A 20,941-nucleotide genomic window follows, 5' to 3' on the forward strand; every position below is an offset into this window, starting at 1 on the left:
GGCGGGTCTGTCAGCCCTTGACGGCGCCCTGGGTCACGCCCTCCATCACCCAGCGCTGGGTGAACAGGTAGGCGACGATCGCGGGAGCCATCGCCATCAGGTAGGAGGCGAAGGCCACGTTGTAGTTGCTGCTGAACTGATTCTGGAACAGGTTCTGCCGCACCGGGAGGGTCTGCAGGGCCGGATCCGAGATGATCAGCGACGGCATCATGAAGTCGTTCCAGGCATACAGGAAGGCGAAGATGCCGACCGTGGCGCTCATCGGGCCGAGCAGCGGGAAGATGATCCGCCAGAACGTCTGCCAGGTGCTCGCACCGTCGATCCGCGCGCTCTCCTCGAGCTCGAGCGGGATCGAGCGCAGGAATGCGGTGAACAGAAGCACGCTGAAGCTGAGCTGGAACATCGTGGCGAGCAGGATCACGCCGAACGGATTGTCCAGATGGGTGAGCCCGGTGAGCTGGATCTGCGGCAGCGCCACCACCGGGAACGGGATGAACATCGCGGCCAGCAGGTAGAAGAACGAGTACCGGAACAGCCGGTGATCCCAGTTGCGCACGATCGCGTACGACGCGAACGCGGCCAGCACCACGGTCAGGAACACGGTGCCCGCGGTGACGAGCAGCGAGACCCCGGCGCCGACCGGGAACTTGGTGAGGTCCCAGGCCTGCGTGAACCCGTCGACGCTGAACGGCGCCGGGAGCGAGAAGGCGTTGCCGTCGACCGCCTGCTTCGACGTCTTGAACGCCATCGAGATCGTGACGTACAGCGGGATCAGCACCGTGACCGTGCACAGGATCAGGATGATGGTTCCCGACCAGTTGACCCGCTCCATCTTCACGCGCGGCTTGCGACCGACGGTGGTGAGGGCCTCGGTGGTGAGAAGAGTCTGCGTGGACATCAGAGTGCGTTCCTTCCGCGGGTCACGGACAGCTGCAGCAGGGAGATCAGGATCGCGACGATGAAGAAGATCGTCGCGTTGGCCATCTGATAGGCGTAGTCGCCGCCGTTGAAGCCGGCGATGATCGTCATCGCCACACTGCGGGTCGCGGTGCCGGGACCACCGTCGGTGAGGCCCTTGATGATGTCGTACGCGTTCAGGAAGCCCTTGAATCCGAGCACGATGTTGATGACGAAGTACCCGGCCACGAGCGGCACCGTGATCCGGGTGAGCTGCTGGAACTTSCYCGCCCCGTCGATGTCCGCCGCCTCGTAGACGTCYCCCGGGATCGAGAGCAGGCCSGCGATGTAGATSAGCAGCGTGCCSGGGATCGCCTGCCAGGCGGTCACGATCACGATGCCGACCCAGGCCAGATCCGGATTCGCCAGGATGCTCGTCGACAGCCAGGGGATGCCCGTCGCGGTCCCGAGAGCCGGGATCGAGTTGGAGAACAGGAAGTTGAACACGTACGCGATGATGATGCCYGAGATCACCATCGGGATCACGAAGATCGCCCGCAGGCCGGTCTTGAAACGGATCCKCGAGACGAGCCCGACGGCCAGCAGGAAGGCGAGCACGTTCACGACGATCACGGTGGCGATCGAGAACCCGAACGTGAACAGGTAGCTCTGCAGAATGGCCGGATCGCTGAACGCGGCGATGTAGTTGGTGAACCCGTTGAAGCTCCAGGTGCCGATCCCGATCGAGTCGGTGAAGCTGAAGAAGATGCCCATGACCGCCGGCACGGTGATCGCCAGCGTGAACAGCACCAGCGTCGGCAGCAGGAACAGGTAGTAGATCGGCTCGATCCGACGGCTGCTGCGCCGGATCTTCCGGTCACCGCCCGTCACGATGGTCGTTGTCGTGCTCATTTCGCGGTGCCCTTCGTGTCGCTCGGAAGCTTCGGGGCGAGGAAGGCGGCGCGCGCCCAGTCCGCGTCCATCGTGCTCAGGGTGTCTTTGACGCTGCCCCCGAGGGCGATCGCCTGGACGTAGTTGAAGACCGGGATCGTCTTCGGCACCAGCACCGAAGCTCCCTGATAGACCGCGCCCTCGTCGTAGTACGGGATCATCCCGGCGATCCGCGGATCGTTCGGCATGGTGGCGTCGGTGGTCGGTGCGAAGCCGAGCTGCGCGGCGTTGTACGCGTCGATCACGGACGGCTGGTAGAGGTAGGCGAGGAAGTCGCGTGCGGCCTTCTGGTGCTTGGATCCGGTCGGGATCATCGCGGCGAGGTCCATGTTCACGCGGACCTTGAGATCCTTCGGATCGTTCGTCATCGGCAGCGGGAAGGTGCCCAGCTGCAGGTCGGGGGACGTCTTGGCGATCTCGCCGAACGCCCACGGCCCCTGCAGATACATGGCGCCCTGCCCCTTCGCGAACGCGAGGTTGCCGTCGACGTAAGCCTGGCTCCCTGCGTTGGGCTGGGTGTAGTTCTTGATGAGCTGCGTCATCTGGTCGACCGGCTTCGCGAAGTCCTTGGAGAAGGATGTCCGCGAGTTCGGGCCGACGTTCGTGCCCTCCTCGTTCATCTTCTTGAAGAAGTCCACGACCGGCACCTCGCCGCCGACGGCATAGTCGTACCAGCCCTGACCGATCGTCCAGTTGTCCTTGAACGTGCCGTAGAACGGGGTGACCCCAGCCGCCTTCAGGGTGTCGCTCGCGGCGATCAGCTCGTCCCAGGTCTTCGGCACCTCGATGCCGTACTTCGCGAAGATCTCCTTGTTGTAGATCACCGAGGCGGCCATCACCGAATACGGCAGCACCGTCGTCTTGCCGGGGCAGATGCCGTACTGATCCAGCAGCGGCTGCAGATCCTTGCGGATCCGTCCCGCCTCGGCTGTGTCGGACAAGTCGGTCAGCGCGCAGCGCTGCACGAATCGGGCGACCTCGAAGTTGTAGTTCGCCAGCATCAGGTCCGGCGGGTTGCCGCGGACGAAGCTGGCCGAGACCACGTCCACGCCCGAGGTGTCGATCTCCACCCGCACCTTGCTCTGCGAGGCGTTGTAGTCGTTCACGACCTTGGTCATGAAATCGATCGCCTCGCGCTTGCTGAAGGTGAAGCGGACCGTCTCGCGACTATCGGCGGGGGCGCAGCCGGCAAGGGCGGTGCCCGCGATCGTCAATGCCGTGATGACGGCGAGCACTCTCGCCGTCCGCGTTCTCTTCCCAGACACCATCGTCCTCGTCCCTTCCGGCGGATCCACCGCTCCTCAGCCTGAGGGCCGGCGGCGAGATCCTTGTTCCGGAGATTAGATTTTGTTCCCGAATCAACTTGGGCAAGGGATACTTTGACAGAGGTCCACCCGAGAGGTCAAGCACGAATGCCGAGATCCGCCGCGCCCGACACGGCACCCGACGTCGCCGCCGACGCCGGTCCCGAAGGCGCGCTCGTTTCGGGCCGCGACGCCCCCACCGCGTCCGCCGTCAGCAGGCCGAGCCTCGGCCAGGTGCTCGACTTCGCGTGGGGTCGCGGGCCGTTCACCGCCACGGAGGCGATGGCCGGTGCTTCGCTCACCCGTTCGACCACGATCGACGCGATCGACACCCTCGTCGCGGCGGACGTGGTGCGCGAGCTCCCGAACGCCCGCGACGCCGGCGAGTACTCGGGCGGACGCCCCGCCCGCAGATTCGAGCTGCCCGCCGACCTCGGCGCCGTGATCGCCCTGGACGCCGGCGACACGCACCTCGGCGTGACCGTGACCGACCTCGCGCGCACCCCGCTCGCGCACGTGCGCACCGACCTGGATCGCCAGCACACGGTGGGTCAGCGCCGGACCGCCATCCTGAAGCACCTCGACGCGGCGCTGTCCGCGAGCGGCGTCCCCCGCGACGGCATCCTCGCCCTGTGTGCCGGCGTCGCGGCTCCCGTGGCACGCAACGGTTCTTCCCCGCCCCACCCCGACGGCTTCTGGGAGCGCACCAACCCCGGCCTCGCCGAGCTTCTCGCCGGATGGGCGCCCGTGGTCGAGATCAAGAACGACGCCGTGCTCGCGGCCGCCGCGGAGGGCGATCTGGGCGAGGCCGTCGGGTGCCGCGACTACATCGCGCTCATCGCCGGCGAGCGCTTCGGCGCGGGCGCCGTGGTGGACGGGCACATCCTGCACGGCGCACACGGCGGCGTGGGCGAGATGGTGCTCTTCGACCACGTGCGCGGGGTGGACTCCGCGCACGGCCTCGGCCCCACGATCACGCGTATCGCGGACGAGCTGCTGGACTCCGGCGACGCCGAGGCCGACGGCGCTCTCGCCGCGCTCGCCACGGAAGGGCTCCGGGCGGATCGCATCCTCGCCCTCGCTGCGACCGGGGATCCGGATGCGGCGAGGGTGGTGCGCGAGACCGGCGCCTATCTGGCCCGGGTGGTCGCCGTGCTCGGCAGCACCTACGACCCCGAGCGCGTGATCATCTGCGGGGCGATCGCCGAGGACATCGAACCCGTGCTCGACGCCGCGCGCGACGTGCTGCGCCCGCTGCTGGACCTGCCGGCGCCGGCGATCCTGCGCTCACGCCTCGGCGCCGACATCGTACTCGCCGGCGCGGTCTCCACGGCCCTCTCGTCGGCACGCGCCGTCGGCCTGCCCCGGCTCGTGGCGCAGCGCTTCAAAGGTCGTTGAGCGAGGACGCCGAAGGCGACCGAGACGAAACGCGGCGATCTCACAGAGTCGGTCCGCAACAGTGCCGCGTTTCGTCTCTCTCCTCGCTGCGCTCGGTGCTCGCTCAACGACCCCGATGAGACCGGATCCGGCTCCGCCCGCGTCAGTCCACCAGCAGCGCGGGCTCCTCGAGCACGGCGGCGACGTCGGCGATGAAGCGGCTCATGCCGTCGCCGTCCACGACGCGGTGGTCGAAGGATCCGGCGACCGTGGTCACCCAGCGCGGGCGCACCTCGCCGTCGACGACCCACGGCTTCTGGCTGATCGTGCCCATGGCCACGATGCCCGCCTCGCCCGGGTTGATGATCGGGGTGCCCGCGTCCATCCCGAACACGCCGATGTTGGTGATCGTGATGGTGCCGCCCTGCTGGTCCGCCGGGGTGCTCTTTCCCTCGCGTGCGGTCAGGGTGAGCCGGTTCAGAGCGCGCGCGAGGTCCTTCAAGCCCAAGTCCTGTGCATCCTTGATGTTCGGCACGAGGAGGCCCCGCGGGGTGGCCGCGGCGATCCCGAGGTTCACGTAGTGGCGCACCGCGATCTCGGCGCCGTCGGCGGTGTCGATCCAGGCGGCATTGACCATCGGGGTGCGGCGCACGGCCCAGATCACGGCGCGGGCGACGATCAGCAGCGGCGAGACCTTGATGTCGGCGAAGTCGGGTGAGGCCTTGAGCCGCTTGACGAGCTCCATGGTGCGGGTCGCGTCGACCTCCTTCCACACGGTCACGTGCGGGGCGGAGTAGGCGCTCTGCACCATGGCCGAGGAGGTCGCCTTGCGCACGCCCTTGACCGGGATGGACTCGGTGCGGCTCTCGTCGGCGCCGGCGCGAGCAGTCGAGGGCGCGATCCCGCGGGCGAGGCCCACCGGCGCGGGCTGCGGCGCGGGCACGGTCTCCTCGCGCACGTCGCCCCACTCCGGGGTCTGGATGTTGCGGAACACGCTGGCCTGCTCGGCGTGCTTCATCACGTCGTCGCGGGTGACCTCGCCGTCCGCCCCCGAGGGGGCGACCTGGGTGAGGTCGACGCCGAGATCGCGCGCGAGCTTGCGGATCGGCGGCTTCGCGATCACCCCGACCGAGGAGCGCACCGGGCGCTCGGCGGGACGGCGGCGGCGCGAGGTCGCCTCCGCGCCGGAGCCGTAACCGACCAGCACGGATCCGGAACCTTCCTCCGCCGGGGCAGCAGCGGGAGCCGCGGCGGGGGCGGCCGGCTCGGCAGCCGAGGTCAGGAACGTGATGATCGGGGTGCCGACGTCGATCGTCTTCCCCTCTGGCACGAGCAGCTCGCCGACTGTGCCGGCGTGCGGCGAAGGCAGCTCCACGAGCGACTTGGCCGTCTCGATCTCGCAGATCACGTCGTTCACGGCCACCGCGTCGCCGGGCGCGACCTTCCAGGTGACGATCTCGGCCTCGGTGAGGCCCTCGCCGACGTCCGGCAGGGTGAAGGTCTGGGTGCTCATCAGAGTTCCTTTCGGAGGGAATCTCTCGGTCGGAGTGTGCCGAACTCAGTCAGTATCGTGCGGATTCGACCGCAACGGGCGGAAGCCGACCAGATCGACTGAGTTCGGAACCCCCGGAGGAGGTCATCAATACGCCAGAGACCGGTCGACGGCCTCGAGGATCCGGTCCGGATCCGGCAGGTAGGTGCTCTCGAGCTTCGCCGGCGGGAACGGGGTGTCGTAGGCCGAGACCCGCAGCACCGGCGCTTCGAGGGCGTAGAACGCCCGCTCCATGACGGTCGCCGCGATCTCGCTGCCGAGGCTCACGAATCCCGGCGCCTCCTGCGCGTAGACCATGCGGCCTGTGGAGCGCACCGAATCGAGGATGGGGCAGTAGTCCACCGGCGACAGGGAACGCAGGTCGACGACCTCGCAGCTCGTGCCCTCGGCCTCGGCGAGCGCCGCGGCCTGCAGCAGGGTCGACACCATGGCGCCGTGCCCGACCAGGGTCACGTCGGATCCGCGGCGCACGACGCGCGAGGCGTGCAGCGGCAGCGCCGGGGCGGACAGGTCGACCTCGCCCTTGGGCCAGTACCGGCTCTTCGGCTCGAGGAAGATCACGGGATCGTTCGACGCGATCGCCTCCTGGATCATCCAGTACGCGTCGTTCGGGGTGGACGGCGAGACCACGCGCAGGCCCGGGGTGTGCGCGAAGTAGGTCTCGGGGCTCTCCTGGTGGTGCTCGACGGCGCCGATGTGCCCGCCGTAGGGGATTCGGATCACGATCGGCATCGAGACCCTGCCCTCGTGCCGGGCCGTGATCTTCGCGAGCTGCGTGGTGATCTGGTCGAAGGCGGGGAAGACGAAGCCGTCGAACTGGATCTCGATGACGGGGCGGAACCCGCCCATCGCCAGGCCGATCGCGGTGCCGACGATGCCGGACTCGGCGAGCGGGGTGTCCAGCACGCGCTGCGGGCCGAAGTCGCGCTGCAGGTGCTCGGTGACGCGGAAGACACCGCCGAGTGCGCCGATGTCCTCGCCCATGAGGAGCACCCGGGGGTCGTCCTCCATGGCCTTGCGAAGACCCGCGTTCAGAGCCTTGCTGAACGGCATCGTCTCGATGCCGGTCCGGGTCGTGTCCACCGTGGTCATCGGTCACCCTCCTGGAAGGAAGCCTCGTACTGCGCCTGCCATGCCTTCTGCTCGGCCATCAGCGGATGCGGGTCGCTGTACACGTTGTCGAAGATCGCCTCGGCCGTCGGAGAGCCGAGAGCGAGGGTGCGCACGCGCAGGTCTTCGGCGGCGTCCGCGGCCTCGGACTCGACGTCGGCGAAGAAGGATCCGGCGGCTCCCCGGTGCTCCAGGTAGGCGCGCATGCGGGCGATCGGGTCGCGCAGCGCCCACTCCTGCTCCTCGTCGCTGCCGCGGTACTTCGTGGGGTCGTCGCTCGTGGTGTGCGCGCCCATSCGGTASGTGACGGCCTCGATCGCGCGCGGGCCCTGGCCGGTGCGCGCCTCGTCCAGCGCGCGGCGGGTGACCGCGTAGCTCGCGAGCACGTCGTTGCCRTCGACGCGGATCGACTCGATGCCGTATCCGGCGCCGCGCTGGACGAGCGGCACCCGGGACTGGGTCGACACCGGCACGGAGATCGCCCAGTGGTTGTTCTGCAGGAAGAACACCTCGGGGGTCTGGTAGCTCGCCGCGAAGACCATCGCCTCGTGCACGTCGCCCTGGCTGGACGCGCCGTCGCCGTAGTAGACCATCACGGCCTGGTCGCGATCGACGTCACCGGATCCGCACTTGCCGTCGAAGACGAGCCCCATCGCGAGGCCCGTCGCGTGCAGGGTCTGCGAGCCGAGCACGAGCGTGTAGATGCGGGTGTTGCCGTTGCGCGGATCCGTCGGGTCCCATCCCCCGTTCGAGGTGCCGCGCATGAGCTTGATGATGTCGACCGGATCCACGCCGCGGATGCGGGTGACGGCGTGCTCGCGGTAGGAGGGGAAGATCGTGTCCTGCGGGCGGGCGGCGCGGGCGGATCCGACCTGGGCGGCCTCCTGCCCCCGGCTCGGCGGCCACAGTGCGAGCTGGCCCTGGCGCTGCAGGTTCGTGGCCTGGGTGTCGATCGCGCGGATCGCGACCATGTCCCGGTAGAGCTGCTCGAGCTCGCCATCGGGCAGGGCCTCGATGAGGGGGAGGTACTCCTCCGCGGCGGGGTTCGGAGCGAAGCGGCCGTCGGCATCGAGGACGCGGACGGTGGGGATATCGGCGTCAGTCACCTTGTCTACGGTAACCGAGCTTTCCCCGTCTGCGGTGGAGGGTGCGCACAAACGATCCCGAGGCGTGTGTGACGATCCCCACGGACGCATGCGGGCGCGCGGATATCCAGGTGTCCCACGTATTAATGCCAGGTCCCCCTAGCTTTTTACATGGACGGCCTTGCATCGTTCGGATCCTCGGATCCCGCGCATCCGGTCCGCGGATGCGCCGCCCTCACGATCAGCGCTGGGCAGCGGCCACGGCGAGCACACGGGGCAGCGACTCCGCCTCGCCGACCGAGATGCGGATCCCGTCTCCGGGGAACGCCCGCACGATGAGGCCGGCCTCCTCGAAGGCCGCAGCGACGTCGGCGGTCGCCTCGCCGGTGGGCAGCCAGACGAAGTTGCCCTGGGCGTCCGGCACGTCCCAGCCCTGTGCACGCAGGCCCTCGACGAGCTCGGTGCGACGTTCGACGATCACTGCGACGCGGGCGCGCAGCTCGTCCTCGGCGTCGAGGCTGGCGATCGCGGCGCGCTCGGCGGCGGCGGTGACCGACAACGGGATGGCCGTGGTGCGGGCCGCGTCCAGCACGCGCGGGTGCCCGATCGCGTAGCCGACGCGCAGGCCCGCGAGCCCGTACGCCTTGGAGAAGGTGCGCAGCACGACCACGTTGGGGTGTGCCTCGAAGATGCGCTCGGCCAGGCCGTCGACGGCATCGGGCGCGGTGACGAACTCGGCGTAGGCCTCGTCGAGCACGATCAGCACGTCCCGCGGCACCTTCGCCACGAACGCCGCGAACTCGGCGCTGGTCACGATGGGACCGGTCGGGTTGTTCGGCGTGCACACGATCACCACGCGGGTGCGCTCGGTGATGGCGGCGGCCATGGCGTCGAGATCGTGGCGGGCGCCGGGGGTGAGCGGCACCTGCACCCCGGTCGCCCCGGCCACCAGCGGCAGCCCGGGGTAGGCCTCGAACGAGCGCCACGCATAGACGACCTCGTCGCCGACCGTCGCCGCGGCCAGCACGAGCTGGTACAGGATCGCGACGCTGCCCGAGGCCACGTGCACCGCATCGGGCGCGACGCCGTAGCGCTCGCCCAGCCGGGCGCGCAGGGCACCGGCGGTCGCGTCGGGATAGCGGTTCATCGGCGTCGCGTCGGCGAGCGCGGCGAGCACCGAGGGCAGCGGCTCGAACGGGTTCTCGTTGCTGGAGAGCTTGAAGGCGTCGGCACCGGCCTGCTTGCCCTGGCGGTACGGCGGGAGGGCCGCGATCTCTTCGCGGATGCGGGGCAGGATCTCTTCGCTCACGSGTCGAGTCTAGATCTCCTGACGGGCGGGACACCGGGGTCCCCGCTGCCGCAGACGCCGGCGTCGAGCCGATTCCGCCGGCGGATCCGTCGGCGGGCGGCCGGTCCGAATCTCCCCGGCGGATCCCGGGTTCGGATGCGAGAATCGGCATCATGAGGTTTCTCATCCGCGTCATCGTGAACGCCTTCGCCATCTGGGTCGTCAGCCTGATCACCATCCTGGAGGTCACGGTCACCCCTTACCCGCCCGGCGGGATGGTGCCCCTGCTGGTCACGCTGCTCGCGATCGGAGCGGTCTTCGCGATCGTGAACACCATCGTCGGCACCGTGGTGAAGATCGTGGCGATCCCGCTCTACATCCTGACCCTCGGGCTGATCTCGCTCGTGATCAACGGATTCCTGCTCTGGCTGGCTGCGTGGATCACCGGCTTCTGGGGCTGGGGGCTGCACGTCGGCGGGTTCGGCTGGACCATCGTCGCCGCCCTGCTCATCGCCATCATCAACGCGGTCTTCAACGCGATCCTGCGCCCTCAGCGCCAGCGCGACCGCGACCGCTGAGGCGGTCCCGGGGCCGCCCCGCCCTCGCGTCGGCAGTCGCCCGTCGGTCACTTCGCTCCGGGCACACGCGTCGCCGTGAAATCGGTCGAGTCGGTCAGCGCGGCGCCCTCGTAGACGGAGAAGTGCTCACGGATCGCGTCCATCCGCGGATCCCCGGACTGCTCGGCCAGGCGCACCGTCTCCTGGTACGCCGAGAGCTGATGCGCCGGCATGGTCAGGTCGATCCCATGACCCGGCAGGGTCGTGCGCGTGATGACCAGCCCCTGCGACGATCCCAACCCGTCGGGCCGTCCCCCTCCGGCGAGCCCGGCGACCGGATCGTCCGTGTGCCGGACCGCGACGTGGTCCACGTTCTCGGGCAGCGCGGGCTCCGTCGGCGACCCGACCGTGTACACGCCCTGCACATCGAACTGGCCGGACTGCGCGACGAGATCGACGTTCATGCCGCCCTGCGAATATCCGACGAGGTCGACCGGCGTCGTCTCGTCAGCACCCGCCGCATGCAGTGCCGCGACCGTCGCCTTGTACGAATCGGACTCCTTCCGCTCGACGTACGCCTGGACGTTCGAGTTCATGTCCCAGGGCTCCGACTGGGGCTGTCCTGGGCGGGTGCCGTCGACGTAGGCGACGAACCGCGAGGATCCGTCGGCCAGCGCGTACTTCTCGACGCGCACCTGAGGCGCCTGGCCATACGGAATGCGGGCGACGGCGTCGCCCAGGGTCGTCGGCGCCTTCGGAACGGGGAGCGCACCGGGGCTCGCGCCCGCACCCCCTGAACTGCTCGCGACGAATCCGGGTGTGCGCGTGCGACTGAGCAGCAGGTCTCCGGGGCGCGGTCCCGCTGCGCCCCTCCCGGGGGCACCGGGACCGGCGGCGCCGTCGACCAGCACCACCCCCGGTGTCGGCATCAGCGGCACGCGCGGTGTCTGTCCCATCCTCGGCGCCACCGACATCAGCAGAAGCAGCGCCCACTGGGAGAGTTCAGCCTCGGCCGCCCCTGCGTTCAGCAGCGCGAGGCGCAGGGCCGGGCTCAAGGTCGAGAGGATGTCCCAGGCCGTCCCGCTGGTCTCGCTGAGCGGGCTTCCCGGCGTCGCCGTGAAGCCTTCGAATGCCCCCTGGGCCCAGGTCTTCAACAGCTCGCGCCGGGCCTGAACCAGGCGCGGGTTCTGCGCGAGGATCTCCTCGATCCGATGCTGCGAGCGCTTCACGAGTTCCGGATCCGTCACGCCCGACATCTCGCGCTGAGCGCGGAGCTCGGCGATCTCGAAGATGTCGGCCATGGTCACGGTGTCACTCGCGAGCTCGTCCAGCTCGGCGCCGACTGCGTCCAGGCGGTTCGCCGCCGGCCACATCGGCATGGTCGCGCCATACCGTGACCCTGGCGGCAGGGCCGACGACTGCAGGATCGTCGGGATCTCCAGCAGCTCCTCCCGGGCGACCTGAACGGCGGCGGAGTCGGCGCGTATGCGGCCCGCCATCGCGCGCAGGTCGTCGGGATCCACGGCGACGATGCCGCCATGCGTGATCTCCACGTCGCTTCCCATGACGTCACCCCGCCCGCAACCCGGACTGGATCGACTCCAGCTGGTCGAGCACGCCGACGAGCTCACGCTGCTGCGCGGCGCATCGCTCGAGCATCAGCTCGATCGCGCGGGCTTTCCACGCGCAGTCGGCCGCGAGCGCGCGCAGATCGGCGAGCGCGCGATCCAGCCGCTCTCGCGCGCGGTCGCAGCGCAGCATGGCCTCCGCGAGCATCCAGGATCCTTCGGCAGTGACGGGAGCGATGGCGAACATGACAGCGACTCTGCCGGAGGCCGAGTCCGCGCAGGACGAGGTTCCCGTGACCCGTGCAGAGCCCGCGGATCCCCGGCCATGTGGAGGACGAACGGCGCGCACTTCGCCACCCGCGCTTCGCCGCCTGCGTTCCGCCGCCCCGCTCCGCCGCGCCGCGCTCGGCCGCCCGACTCGTTACGGCACGGACTCGTTACGGCACAATGGAGCCATGACCGAGTCGGACCCGTTCCGCGTGATCTTCGTGTGCACGGGCAATATCTGCCGGTCCCCCATGGCGGAGGTCGTCTTCCGCGACATCGCCGCCAAGCAGGGCCTCGGCGACCGGATCGTGTCGACCAGCGCCGGGACGGGCGACTGGCACGTGGGCGAGCAGGCCGACAGTCGCACGATCGACTCCCTGGCCCGCCGCGGCTACGACGGAACCAAGCATCGCGCGCGCCAGTTCACCTACGACTCCTTCGCCGAGAACGACCTCGTCGTCGCCCTGGACCGCACTCACGAGCGGATCCTGAAGCAGTGGGCGCGCGACGAGTCGGAGGAGGGCAAAGTGACCCTGCTGCTCTCGTTCGAGCACAATCCGACCGTGCTGGATGTGCCGGACCCCTACTACGCCGACGCCCGGGTGTTCGACGAGGTGCTCGGTATGATCGAGAGAGCGAGCCACGGCCTGTTCGGCCAGCTCGAACCCGCCATCCGACCGCCGCGTCCGTGACGTCTCCTCGCCCGTGACGGCACCGCGGAGTATCGGACCGACGGCATGATCCACGACTCTTCCGGAGGACACCCCGTGACCGCCTCGCTTCCCGTCCAGCCTCTCAGCCCGCTCGACGGCCGCTACCGCGCCGCGGTCGCCCCGCTCGCCGACTACCTCTCCGAGGCCGGCCTGAACCGCGCCCGCGTCGAGGTCGAGGTCGAGTGGCTGATCGCGCTCACGGACCGCTCCCTCTTCGGCACCGCGCCGCTCGCCGAGGCCGACAAGGACCGCCTGCGCGGCCTGTACCGCGACTTCGGCCAGGCCGAGATCGACTGGCTCGCCGAGAAGGAGGCGGTCACCCGCCACGACGTCAAGGCCGTGGAGTACCTCGTCCGCGACCGCCTGTCTGCGCTGGGCCTGGACGCCATCGCCGAGCTCACGCACTTCGCCTGCACGAGCGAGGACATCAACTCCGCCTCCTACGCACTCACCGTCAAGCGCGCCGTCGAGCGGGTGTGGCTGCCCGCCCTGCAGGACGTCATCGCGAAGCTGCGCGAGCTCGCGGTCGAGCAGGCCGACGCCGCCATGCTGTCCCGCACGCACGGCCAGCCCGCGACCCCGTCGACCATGGGCAAGGAGCTCGCGGTGTTCGCGTGGCGCCTGGAGCGCGTCGCCGCGCGGATCGGATCCTCCGAGTACCTCGCCAAGTTCTCCGGCGCGACCGGCACCTGGTCGGCGCACCTCGCCGCCGAGCCCGACGCCGACTGGCCGATGATCGCCCGCGAGTACATCGAGGGCCTCGGGATCGACTTCAACATCCTCACCACCCAGATCGAGTCGCACGACTGGCAGGTCGAGCTGTACGACCACGTGCGCCACGCGGGCGGGATCCTGCACAACCTCGCGACCGACATCTGGACCTACATCTCGCTCGGCTACTTCGCGCAGATCCCGGTCGCCGGCGCGACCGGATCCTCGACCATGCCGCACAAGATCAACCCGATCCGCTTCGAGAACGCCGAGGCGAACCTGGAGCTGTCCGGTGCGCTGCTGAACTCCCTGTCGCAGACCCTCGTCACGAGCCGGATGCAGCGCGATCTCACCGACTCGACCACGCAGCGCAACATCGGCGTCGCCTTCGGGCACTCGCTGCTCGCCCTGGACAATCTGCGCCGCGGCCTCAACGAGATCTCCCTCTCCCGCGACGTGCTGCTCGAAGACCTCGACCACAACTGGGAGGTGCTCGCCGAGGCCATCCAGACCGTGATCCGCGCGGAGGTCGTCGCCGGGCGCTCCACGATCCAGGATCCGTACGCGCTGCTCAAGGAGCTCACCCGCGGTCACCGTGTGGGTGCGGCCGACCTCGCCGAGTTCGTGCAGGGCCTGGAGATCGGCGACGCCGCGAAGCAGCGCCTGCTCGCGCTGACCCCGGCGACGTACGTGGGGCTCGCGGAGACGCTCGCGAAGTAACCGGGCTCAGGCCTCGGCGGGTGCGGCTGCGGGCGCGCCGGAGTGCTCGCCGGCGCGGTCCTTCGGCATCGCGAGGATCGCCACCAGCATGAGCGCTGCGGTCACGGCCGCCGCGATGAACACCCAGGTCGAGGCGTGCACGACGGTCGCCGGGTCCTCGGATCCGCCACCGGAGGCGATGATCGCGTTCGAGATCGCACCGAACACCGCCACGCCCACGGCGCTGCCGGCCGAACGGGCGAACGTGTTCATCCCGGTGACCGCGCCGCGCTCGCCCCAGCCGACGGATGCCTGCGCGACGATGAGCGTGGGCGCGGCCGTCCAGCCCAGGCCGAAGCCGATCACGAAGGCGACCGCGGCGAGCGTGTAGGCGTTCGGATACGGCCCGATCAGCGCCAGCCCGATCGCGGCGAGCACGGCGATCGACGCCCCGATCAGCGCGGTGAAGCGGAACCCGTGCCGCAGATACAGCCGCCCGGCGTTGGCGGCCGAGAGCGGCCAGCCCAGGGTGAGCGCGGCCACCGCGAGCCCTGCCAGCAGCGGCGGCACCGCGATCGCACCCTGCAGATACGCCGGCGCGAAGCTCGTGATGCCCGTGAGCAGGGCGCCGATCGCGAGCGAGGCGAGCGTCGTGGTGAGGATGAGGCGGCGCGAGATGAGCCGCAGGTCGATGATCGGCTCGGCCGCGCGGCGCTCCACGAGCGCGAAGGCGACGAGCGCCAGCGCACCGCCGACGAAGCAGACCAGGCTCGRGACCGACAGCCAGGCCCAGGCGTTGCCGCCCTCGAGGATGCCGAGGATGATGCCGGTCAGACCGATCGTCAGCAGCCCCGCGCCGAGGTAGTCGATCCGATGCCGRYGCTTSTCGATCTGCTCRTGGAARTGCCKCASCAGCATCCATSCCGCGATCAGGCAGAGCGGGATGTTGATGAAGAAAATCAGCCTCCAGGCGTCGAACTGGGCGAACAACCCGCCCAGCGCCGGGCCGATCACCGAGGACAGCGCCCAGACGCTGGCGATGTATCCCTGCACGACGGCGCGCTCGGACAGCGTGTAGATGTCGCCGACGATGGTCGCGACCATCGGCCCGACGGCCCCTGCGCCGAGTCCCTGCACCAATCGGAACAGGATGAGCGAGGTCATGCTCCACGCGAGTCCGCACAGGATGGATCCGACCAGGAACAGGGCGATCCCGAAGAGCACGATCGGCTTGCGGCCGACCGTGTCGGCGAGCTTGGAGTAGATCGGCACGCTCACGGCCTGCGCGAGCAGGTAGATCGAGAACAGCCAGGGGAACTGCTGGTAGCTGCCGAGATCGCGCACCACGCTCGGCACGGCCGTGGCCAGGATCGTCGCATCCATCGCGATGAGACCCATCGCGAGCATGAGCGAGAGCAGCACCGGGCCGCGATCGGATCGGAGTCCGACAGAGGCGCGATCGATCGTCATGCTCACCCTGGGGTCAAGGCGTTCCGGATCCGGGCTATTCCCGGTCGACTACGCCTTCGGCGCGTCGCCCTCCGCGGACCCGGATGCGTCGTCCGAGTCGGCATCGACCGTGCCCGTCGTTCCCGGTGCGGCTGCGGTGTCGTCGACCTTGTCATAGAGCACCGGGCGGTCGTGGGTCTTGGTGAAGTCCGCCGGATCCACCGCAAGGATCAGGATCGAGAGGATCAGCAGGGCCGCGATGAAGATCCCGCCGGTCACGATGAAGGCGAGGTTCCACGGCGGGATGGCCGCGTAGGTGCCCTTGTCGACGGCGCGCATCACCTTGTCGGTGAAGGCGCCCGTGGCGATCAGCGTGACGACGCCGGCGAAGACGCCGCACAGCAGCGACAGCCCGATCAGCTGCACCGGCCGGAACAGATCCCTGCGCCTGGTCTTCTCGGTCATGCGGATCCTTCGTTCTCGGCCGGCGCCGTGCCGGCGGTGTCGATGCCCGAACCAGTGGAGCGGGAGCGGGGGCTGAGCCCTGCGATGCCGAGGAACACCGCGACGACGGCCGCGTACGCGCCGAAGATGCCCACGGCCAGGGTGATCCCGGTCAGCGTGAACGAGCCGGCCTCGGCGATGGAGTAGTTGAGCGCATAGGTCGTCGGCACGCACAGCAGACCGACCGCGAGCGCCAGGCTCAGGGACCCGATCAGGATCGCGTCGCGGGCGCCGTCGGCGACGACCGCCGGCGCGGTCCCGGCGCGGGCCTGACGGCGGGCACGGAGTCCGGCGAGGAGCTCGACGAGCCCGCTCAGCGCACCCCACGCGATCACGACGACGAAGAACAGGGGCGTGGAGCGCCACGCGGGCACTCCCCCGGCCATGCCGGTGATGACGGAGATCACGGCGAGCAGCACGTGCGGCCAGCGCCAGCCCGCGGGCGCCACCAGCCATGCGGCGAGCATGTGGATCAGCGCCGTGACGAGAGCGAAACCGCTGAACACCGAGAGCCCGACGACCGCCGAGTGGTCCGCGGTGAACGTGATCATGAGCGCCGCGACGGCGGCGAAAACGGCGCGCGCGAGCTGCACGGTGCCCATGGACATCGTGCGCAGCTGGAACGTGCGGGTGGCGGGCATGACGGATCCTCGGGTCCCTGTGCTTCGAGCCCKTCGMGCGGYCTCRGGGACCARGCCTCAGCAACCGCTTCGACGGGTTCTACGGCCGCCCCGATGGACGGGCGGACCCTGCCAGTCTACGCGCGGGATCCTAGGCGCCCGCTCGGGAGGCGGGCTCCGGCGCATCCGGATCCCGATCGCCCGCTTCCGCATCCGGATCCGGATCCTCGGCGGTGCGTCCGTCCTTGCGGCGCGGTTGCAGCTCGCTGAGCAGGGTGCCCGCGATGATGAGGGCCGCTCCGAGGATGGCGAGCGGCGGGATCCGCTCCCCCGCGATGCGTCCGACCACGCCCGCCCACACCGGTTCGCCGGTGTAGATGATGGTGGCGCGGGTCGCGGAGACCGAGCGCTGCGCCCAGTTCATCGTGAGCTGGATCAGGCCGCTCGCGACGCCCATGCCGAGACCGGCGAACAGCCAGACCGGGTCGAAGGCGGGGATSSYCTCGCCGACGGCGGGCATSGTSGCGAAGCCSAGSAGCGMCGCGGTGAGCAGCTGCACSACSGTCAGCCGSCCCACGTCGAAGAGCCCGCCGAAGAGGCTGATCAGGATGATCTCCCCCGCGATCGGCAGCGTGCTGATGAGGGTGAGGATCTCGCCCTCGCCCAGCTGGATGCCGCGGGATCCGATGCCGGCCACCAGCAGCAGGCCGACGAACGCCAGACCCGCCCCCACCAGGGTCAGCGCCCTCGGCGGCTTGCGCAGCACCAGCCACTGCAGCAGCGGAACGAGCGGCACGTAGAACGCGGTCATGAACGCGCTGGTGCTGGAGTCGATCGTCTGCAAGCCCGCGGTCTGCAGACCGTAGCCGCCGTAGATGGCGGCGCCGATGGCCGCGCCGGCCCCGAGCTCGCGCCACGTCATCCCGCGCAGCGAGCGCCAGAAGACGGCCGCGGCGAAAACCCCCGCCGCGAGGAACCGGAACCCCACGAAGAACCACGGCCCGGAATGCTGCATCGCCGTGTGGACGACGAGGAACGTGCCGCCCCAGATGATCGTGATCCCGACGAGGGCCCACTCCTGCACGGACAGTCCCAGGAGGCGACGGGAGACGGGGTGGTTCACGGTAATACGTTACGGGGTCGGGCGGTGCCGCATGCGCGAGCGCGTGCGCTCAGCCGGCGGTGAACTCCGCGGTGGCGATCCAGAGCCGGCCGGATCCGGTCACCTGCACGTGCGCCGCCCGGCTCACGAACACGGAGGCGGCGCGGGGCACGTCCGCTGTCTCGTCGCCGGCGGACAGGGTGAACGATCCGTCCGTGGCGATCGCGATCGAGGGGCCGGCCAGCGCGATCGCGGCGGCGCCGGTGACCGCGATCAGCTCGAACGGCACGCCAGCGCCGGAGGCATGGATGCGTGGCCGGTAACTGCGCACGTTCTCGGCGATCTCGACGGGGACGAGGTGGTCGTCGTCCGACGCGGTGAAGGTCAGCACGCGCTCGAGCTCGGCGGTGTCGACGTGCTTGGGGGTGAGCCCGCCGCGCAGCACGTTGTCACTCGGGCCCATGAGCTCGACGCCGGCTCCGCGCAGATAGGCATGGATGTTGCCGGCGGGCAGCCAGAGCGACTTCCCCGCGGCGAGCGTGATGTGGTGCAGCATCAGGGCGACCGCGATGCCGGGGTCGCCGGGGTAGGCCTCGGCGAGGCGCGTGATCAGCTCGAAGCGGCGGTCACCCGACGCCGCGGCCACGAGCGCGGCGACGGCGAGGTCCACGGCCGCACCGCCGGCCAGCAGCCAGGAGAACCCGGCGCGCAGCCCGTCGGGGCCGGCCAGCTCCTCGCGCCAGGGCGCCAGCGAGTCGGATCCGGAACGCGCCGCGAGGGCGTCCACATCGGCGAGGATCTCGGCAACGGGACGGAAGCCGCACAGCGCCTCGAAGCCGTCCTCGAGGGCGACGATCAGCTCGGGCTTGGCATAGGGATCCTTGTAGTTGCGGTGCGCGGCGGTGAGAGGGATGCCACGGGCGTTCTCATCGGCGAATCCGGCCTCGGCCTGGGCCGGGGTGGGATGCGCCTGGAGCGACAGGGGCGCGCCCGACACGAGGATCTTGAGCAGGAACGGCAGGCGGGAGCCGCTCTCGTTCTCCCAGTCCAGCAGCGTCGCCCAGGGTTCGCCGGCGACGGTGCGCGCCGGGGATCCGGGGTGCGCGCCGAGCCACAGCTCCGCCTCCGGGCCGCCGGTGCCCGCGGTCCCGAGCACGTCCGCGACGCCGTCCACCCGGCCCCAGGCGTAGTCGCGCGGCTCATTGCCGATGGGGACGAACAGCGGGCTCGAGGGGGCACTCATGGGTCTCCGTTCAGCGGATGCAGAGGGTCCCTGCCAGCGTATCGAGCGTCGCCGCGGCGGGCCGCCCCGTTTCGAAGCGCGCGAATTGCCGTGACCCGAGGCCGGGAAGGGTCATTCGCGCGCTTCGAAACGGCGATCAAGGCGCGCGGATCCGCGGGATCCGGACGAAGATGGCTCCATGAGCCAGCCCCGCCCCGCCACCGCCGCGACCGCCGCGATCCGCTCCGCCCGCGACCTGCTGCTCGCGCACGCCTCCGATTACGCGGGCGCCCGCGCGGTCTTCCACTGGCCCGCGCTGCCCGAGTTCAACTTCGCCCTGGAGTGGTTCGACGTGGTGGCCGGCGAGGCGCCGAACCGGCCTGCGGTGCAGATCGTCTCGGCCGATCTGACGAGCAGAAGCTGGACCTACGGCGAGCTCGCGCGCCGCTCGAACCAGGTCGCTAACTGGCTGCAGGGCCTCGGGATCCGCCGCGGTGACCACGTGATCGTGATGCTCGGCAACACGATCGATCTGTGGGAGACGATGCTCGGCCTCACCAAGGTCGGGGCGGTCGCGATCCCCACTTCGACGCTGCTCTCCCCCGCGGATCTGGCCTACCGCGCGGAGAAGGGCGAGGCACGCGCGATCGTGACGCTCGGATCCCTCGCCGACCGCGTCTCCGAGCTGCCCGAAGACATCGAGCGCATCGCCGTGCCCGACACGTCTGGCGCGGCGGCGCCCGCCGGCTGGCACGACTTCGCCGGCTCGAACGACGCCGAGAACGACTACGAACCCGACGGTCCCACCCCGGCCGGTGACACGAGCCTGCTGTACTTCACCTCGGGCACGACCAGCCGGCCGAAGCTCGTGCAGCACACGCACGTGTCGTATCCGGTCGGGCACCTGTCGACCATGTGGTGGCTGGGCGTGCGCGAGGACGATGTGCACCTGAACATCTCCTCGCCCGGCTGGGCCAAGCACGCCTGGTCGAGCTTCTACTCGCCGTTCCTCGCCGAGGCCACCGTGTTCGTCTACAACTACGACCGCTTCGACGCGAACACGCTCATGGAGGTCATGGAGCAGCACCGCGTCACGACGTTCTGCGCCCCGCCGACGGTGTGGCGCATGCTGATCCAGGCCGATCTCGGACGACTCCCGCACCCGCCGCGTGAACTCGTCGGCGCCGGCGAACCGCTGAACCCCGAGGTCATCGGTCGCGTGCGTCAGGCCTGGGGCGGCACGATCCGCGACGGCTTCGGGCAGACCGAGATGACGGCCTGCGTGGGCAACTCGCCGGGTCAGGTCGTGAAGGACGGATCCATGGGTCGCCCGCTGCCCGGATACCCGGTGGTGCTGGTGGATCCGGTCACCGGGGCGCGCGTGGACGGCGACGCGGATGGCGTGGCCGAGGGCGAGATCTGCCTCGACCTCGCGGAGCGCCCGCTCGGGCTCATGGCCGGGTACTACGCGGATCCCGATGCCACCGCGCGCTCACGCGAGGGCGGCTTCCACCACACGGGCGACATCGCGACCCGCGACGCCGAGGGGTACCTGACGTACGTCGGGCGCGCGGACGACGTGTTCAAGGCGTCCGACTACAAGATCTCGCCCTTCGAGCTCGAGTCGGTGCTGCTCGAGCACCCGGACGTCATGGAGGCGGCGGTCGTGCCGAGCCCGGATCCGACCCGCCTCGCGGTGCCGAAGGCGTATGTGCTGCTGACCGCGTCGGCGCACGACGACCTCACCGCGACCGCCGGCTCGATCTTCGCCTACGCCCGAGGCCAGCTCTCCCCGCACCTCTGGGTGCGGATCATCGAGTTCGTGCCGGAGCTGCCGAAGACGATCTCCGGCAAGATCCGCCGTGTGGATCTGCGCGCTCGCGAGGCCGAGCGCATCGCGAGCGGCGACGAGTCCGGTCAGCACCACGACCGCGACCACCGCTGACCGGGCCGCTCCCCTGTCGT

19 protein-coding genes are annotated in these 20,941 nt (G+C 70.0%); 5 read left to right on the top strand and 14 right to left on the bottom strand.

Annotated features, from left to right (window positions below):
- Window positions 1-10: 10 nt before the first annotated feature.
- The 3 genes from AC1DMN_RS16575 to AC1DMN_RS16585 are packed head-to-tail and all read right to left on the bottom strand — an operon-like array spanning window position 11 to window position 3,116.
- On the bottom strand, window positions 11-898 hold the full coding sequence (locus AC1DMN_RS16575; protein WP_441978195.1) for a carbohydrate ABC transporter permease: 888 nt from the start codon (window positions 896-898) through the stop codon (window positions 11-13).
- Window positions 898-1,809, bottom strand: coding sequence for a carbohydrate ABC transporter permease (locus tag AC1DMN_RS16580; protein WP_477384620.1), 912 nt, complete (start codon window positions 1,807-1,809; stop codon window positions 898-900). Before AC1DMN_RS16580 ends, AC1DMN_RS16575 begins: the two co-directional genes overlap by 1 nt.
- Window positions 1,806-3,116, bottom strand: a complete 1,311-nt coding sequence (locus tag AC1DMN_RS16585; RefSeq protein ID WP_477230087.1) for an ABC transporter substrate-binding protein — start codon at window positions 3,114-3,116, stop codon at window positions 1,806-1,808. The genes AC1DMN_RS16580 and AC1DMN_RS16585 overlap by 4 nt, the downstream gene beginning before the upstream one ends.
- 144 nt (window positions 3,117-3,260) lie before the next feature.
- Between AC1DMN_RS16585 and AC1DMN_RS16590 the strand changes: the two genes are divergently transcribed.
- On the top strand, window positions 3,261-4,550 hold the full coding sequence (locus AC1DMN_RS16590) for an ROK family protein (protein WP_477230086.1): 1,290 nt from the start codon (window positions 3,261-3,263) through the stop codon (window positions 4,548-4,550).
- A 142-nt stretch (window positions 4,551-4,692) separates the two neighbouring features.
- Here AC1DMN_RS16590 and AC1DMN_RS16595 read toward each other — a convergent pair whose 3' ends face one another.
- The 4 genes from AC1DMN_RS16595 to AC1DMN_RS16610 form a co-directional block, all read right to left on the bottom strand.
- Window positions 4,693-6,042, bottom strand: coding sequence for a dihydrolipoamide acetyltransferase family protein (locus AC1DMN_RS16595; RefSeq protein WP_441978192.1), 1,350 nt, complete (start codon window positions 6,040-6,042; stop codon window positions 4,693-4,695).
- 126 nt (window positions 6,043-6,168) lie between these two features.
- Entirely contained in the window at window positions 6,169-7,173 is a 1,005-nt protein-coding gene (locus AC1DMN_RS16600; RefSeq protein WP_477230085.1) for an alpha-ketoacid dehydrogenase subunit beta, read from the bottom strand.
- On the bottom strand, window positions 7,170-8,297 hold the full coding sequence (locus tag AC1DMN_RS16605; RefSeq protein ID WP_477230084.1) for a thiamine pyrophosphate-dependent dehydrogenase E1 component subunit alpha: 1,128 nt from the start codon (window positions 8,295-8,297) through the stop codon (window positions 7,170-7,172). The genes AC1DMN_RS16600 and AC1DMN_RS16605 overlap by 4 nt, the downstream gene beginning before the upstream one ends.
- 220 nt (window positions 8,298-8,517) lie before the next feature.
- A complete protein-coding gene (locus AC1DMN_RS16610; protein WP_477230083.1) occupies window positions 8,518-9,585 on the bottom strand; it encodes a histidinol-phosphate transaminase in 1,068 nt (355 codons plus the stop codon).
- 152 nt (window positions 9,586-9,737) lie between these two features.
- On the opposite strand from AC1DMN_RS16610, the gene AC1DMN_RS16615 reads away from it, so the two are divergent.
- Window positions 9,738-10,142: a phage holin family protein gene (locus AC1DMN_RS16615; RefSeq protein ID WP_440732589.1), complete on the top strand. Its 405-nt coding sequence runs from the start codon at window positions 9,738-9,740 to the stop codon at window positions 10,140-10,142.
- Between the two features lie 47 nt (window positions 10,143-10,189).
- On the opposite strand, the gene AC1DMN_RS16620 is transcribed toward AC1DMN_RS16615, so the two are convergent.
- Window positions 10,190-11,686: a hypothetical protein gene (locus AC1DMN_RS16620; RefSeq protein WP_477230082.1), complete on the bottom strand. Its 1,497-nt coding sequence runs from the start codon at window positions 11,684-11,686 to the stop codon at window positions 10,190-10,192.
- 4 nt (window positions 11,687-11,690) lie between these two features.
- On the bottom strand, window positions 11,691-11,936 hold the full coding sequence (locus tag AC1DMN_RS16625) for a hypothetical protein (RefSeq protein ID WP_477230081.1): 246 nt from the start codon (window positions 11,934-11,936) through the stop codon (window positions 11,691-11,693).
- Between the two features lie 208 nt (window positions 11,937-12,144).
- Here AC1DMN_RS16625 and AC1DMN_RS16630 point away from each other — a divergent pair, with 208 nt between their 5' ends.
- Together AC1DMN_RS16630 and purB are read left to right on the top strand one after the other, a co-directional pair.
- Window positions 12,145-12,648 carry a low molecular weight protein-tyrosine-phosphatase gene (locus tag AC1DMN_RS16630; protein WP_440732592.1) on the top strand — a complete coding sequence of 168 codons (504 nt, stop codon included), beginning with the start codon at window positions 12,145-12,147 and terminating at the stop codon, window positions 12,646-12,648.
- A 45-nt stretch (window positions 12,649-12,693) separates the two neighbouring features.
- Window positions 12,694-14,100: an adenylosuccinate lyase gene (purB, locus tag AC1DMN_RS16635; protein ID WP_477230080.1), complete on the top strand. Its 1,407-nt coding sequence runs from the start codon at window positions 12,694-12,696 to the stop codon at window positions 14,098-14,100.
- Window positions 14,101-14,106: 6 nt separating this feature from the next.
- Here purB and AC1DMN_RS16640 read toward each other — a convergent pair whose 3' ends face one another.
- The 5 genes from AC1DMN_RS16640 to manA form a co-directional block, all read right to left on the bottom strand.
- On the bottom strand, window positions 14,107-15,549 hold the full coding sequence (locus AC1DMN_RS16640; RefSeq protein WP_477384622.1) for an MFS transporter: 1,443 nt from the start codon (window positions 15,547-15,549) through the stop codon (window positions 14,107-14,109).
- Window positions 15,550-15,597: 48 nt separating this feature from the next.
- Window positions 15,598-15,993: a hypothetical protein gene (locus AC1DMN_RS16645; RefSeq protein ID WP_440732594.1), complete on the bottom strand. Its 396-nt coding sequence runs from the start codon at window positions 15,991-15,993 to the stop codon at window positions 15,598-15,600.
- Window positions 15,990-16,673 carry an acyl-CoA synthetase gene (locus tag AC1DMN_RS16650; RefSeq protein ID WP_441978183.1) on the bottom strand — a complete coding sequence of 228 codons (684 nt, stop codon included), beginning with the start codon at window positions 16,671-16,673 and terminating at the stop codon, window positions 15,990-15,992. The genes AC1DMN_RS16645 and AC1DMN_RS16650 overlap by 4 nt, the downstream gene beginning before the upstream one ends.
- A 130-nt stretch (window positions 16,674-16,803) precedes the next feature.
- A complete protein-coding gene (locus AC1DMN_RS16655; protein ID WP_477384624.1) occupies window positions 16,804-17,775 on the bottom strand; it encodes a DMT family transporter in 972 nt (323 codons plus the stop codon).
- A gap of 49 nt (window positions 17,776-17,824) precedes the next feature.
- Window positions 17,825-18,997 carry a mannose-6-phosphate isomerase, class I gene (manA, locus tag AC1DMN_RS16660; RefSeq protein ID WP_477230078.1) on the bottom strand — a complete coding sequence of 391 codons (1,173 nt, stop codon included), beginning with the start codon at window positions 18,995-18,997 and terminating at the stop codon, window positions 17,825-17,827.
- 178 nt (window positions 18,998-19,175) lie between these two features.
- On the opposite strand from manA, the gene AC1DMN_RS16665 reads away from it, so the two are divergent.
- Complete coding sequence (locus tag AC1DMN_RS16665) at window positions 19,176-20,921, top strand: AMP-binding protein (RefSeq protein ID WP_441978180.1); 1,746 nt, start codon at window positions 19,176-19,178, stop codon at window positions 20,919-20,921.
- Window positions 20,922-20,941: the final 20 nt, after the last annotated feature.

Source organism: Microbacterium sp. 01T413_2, from assembly GCF_056398985.1.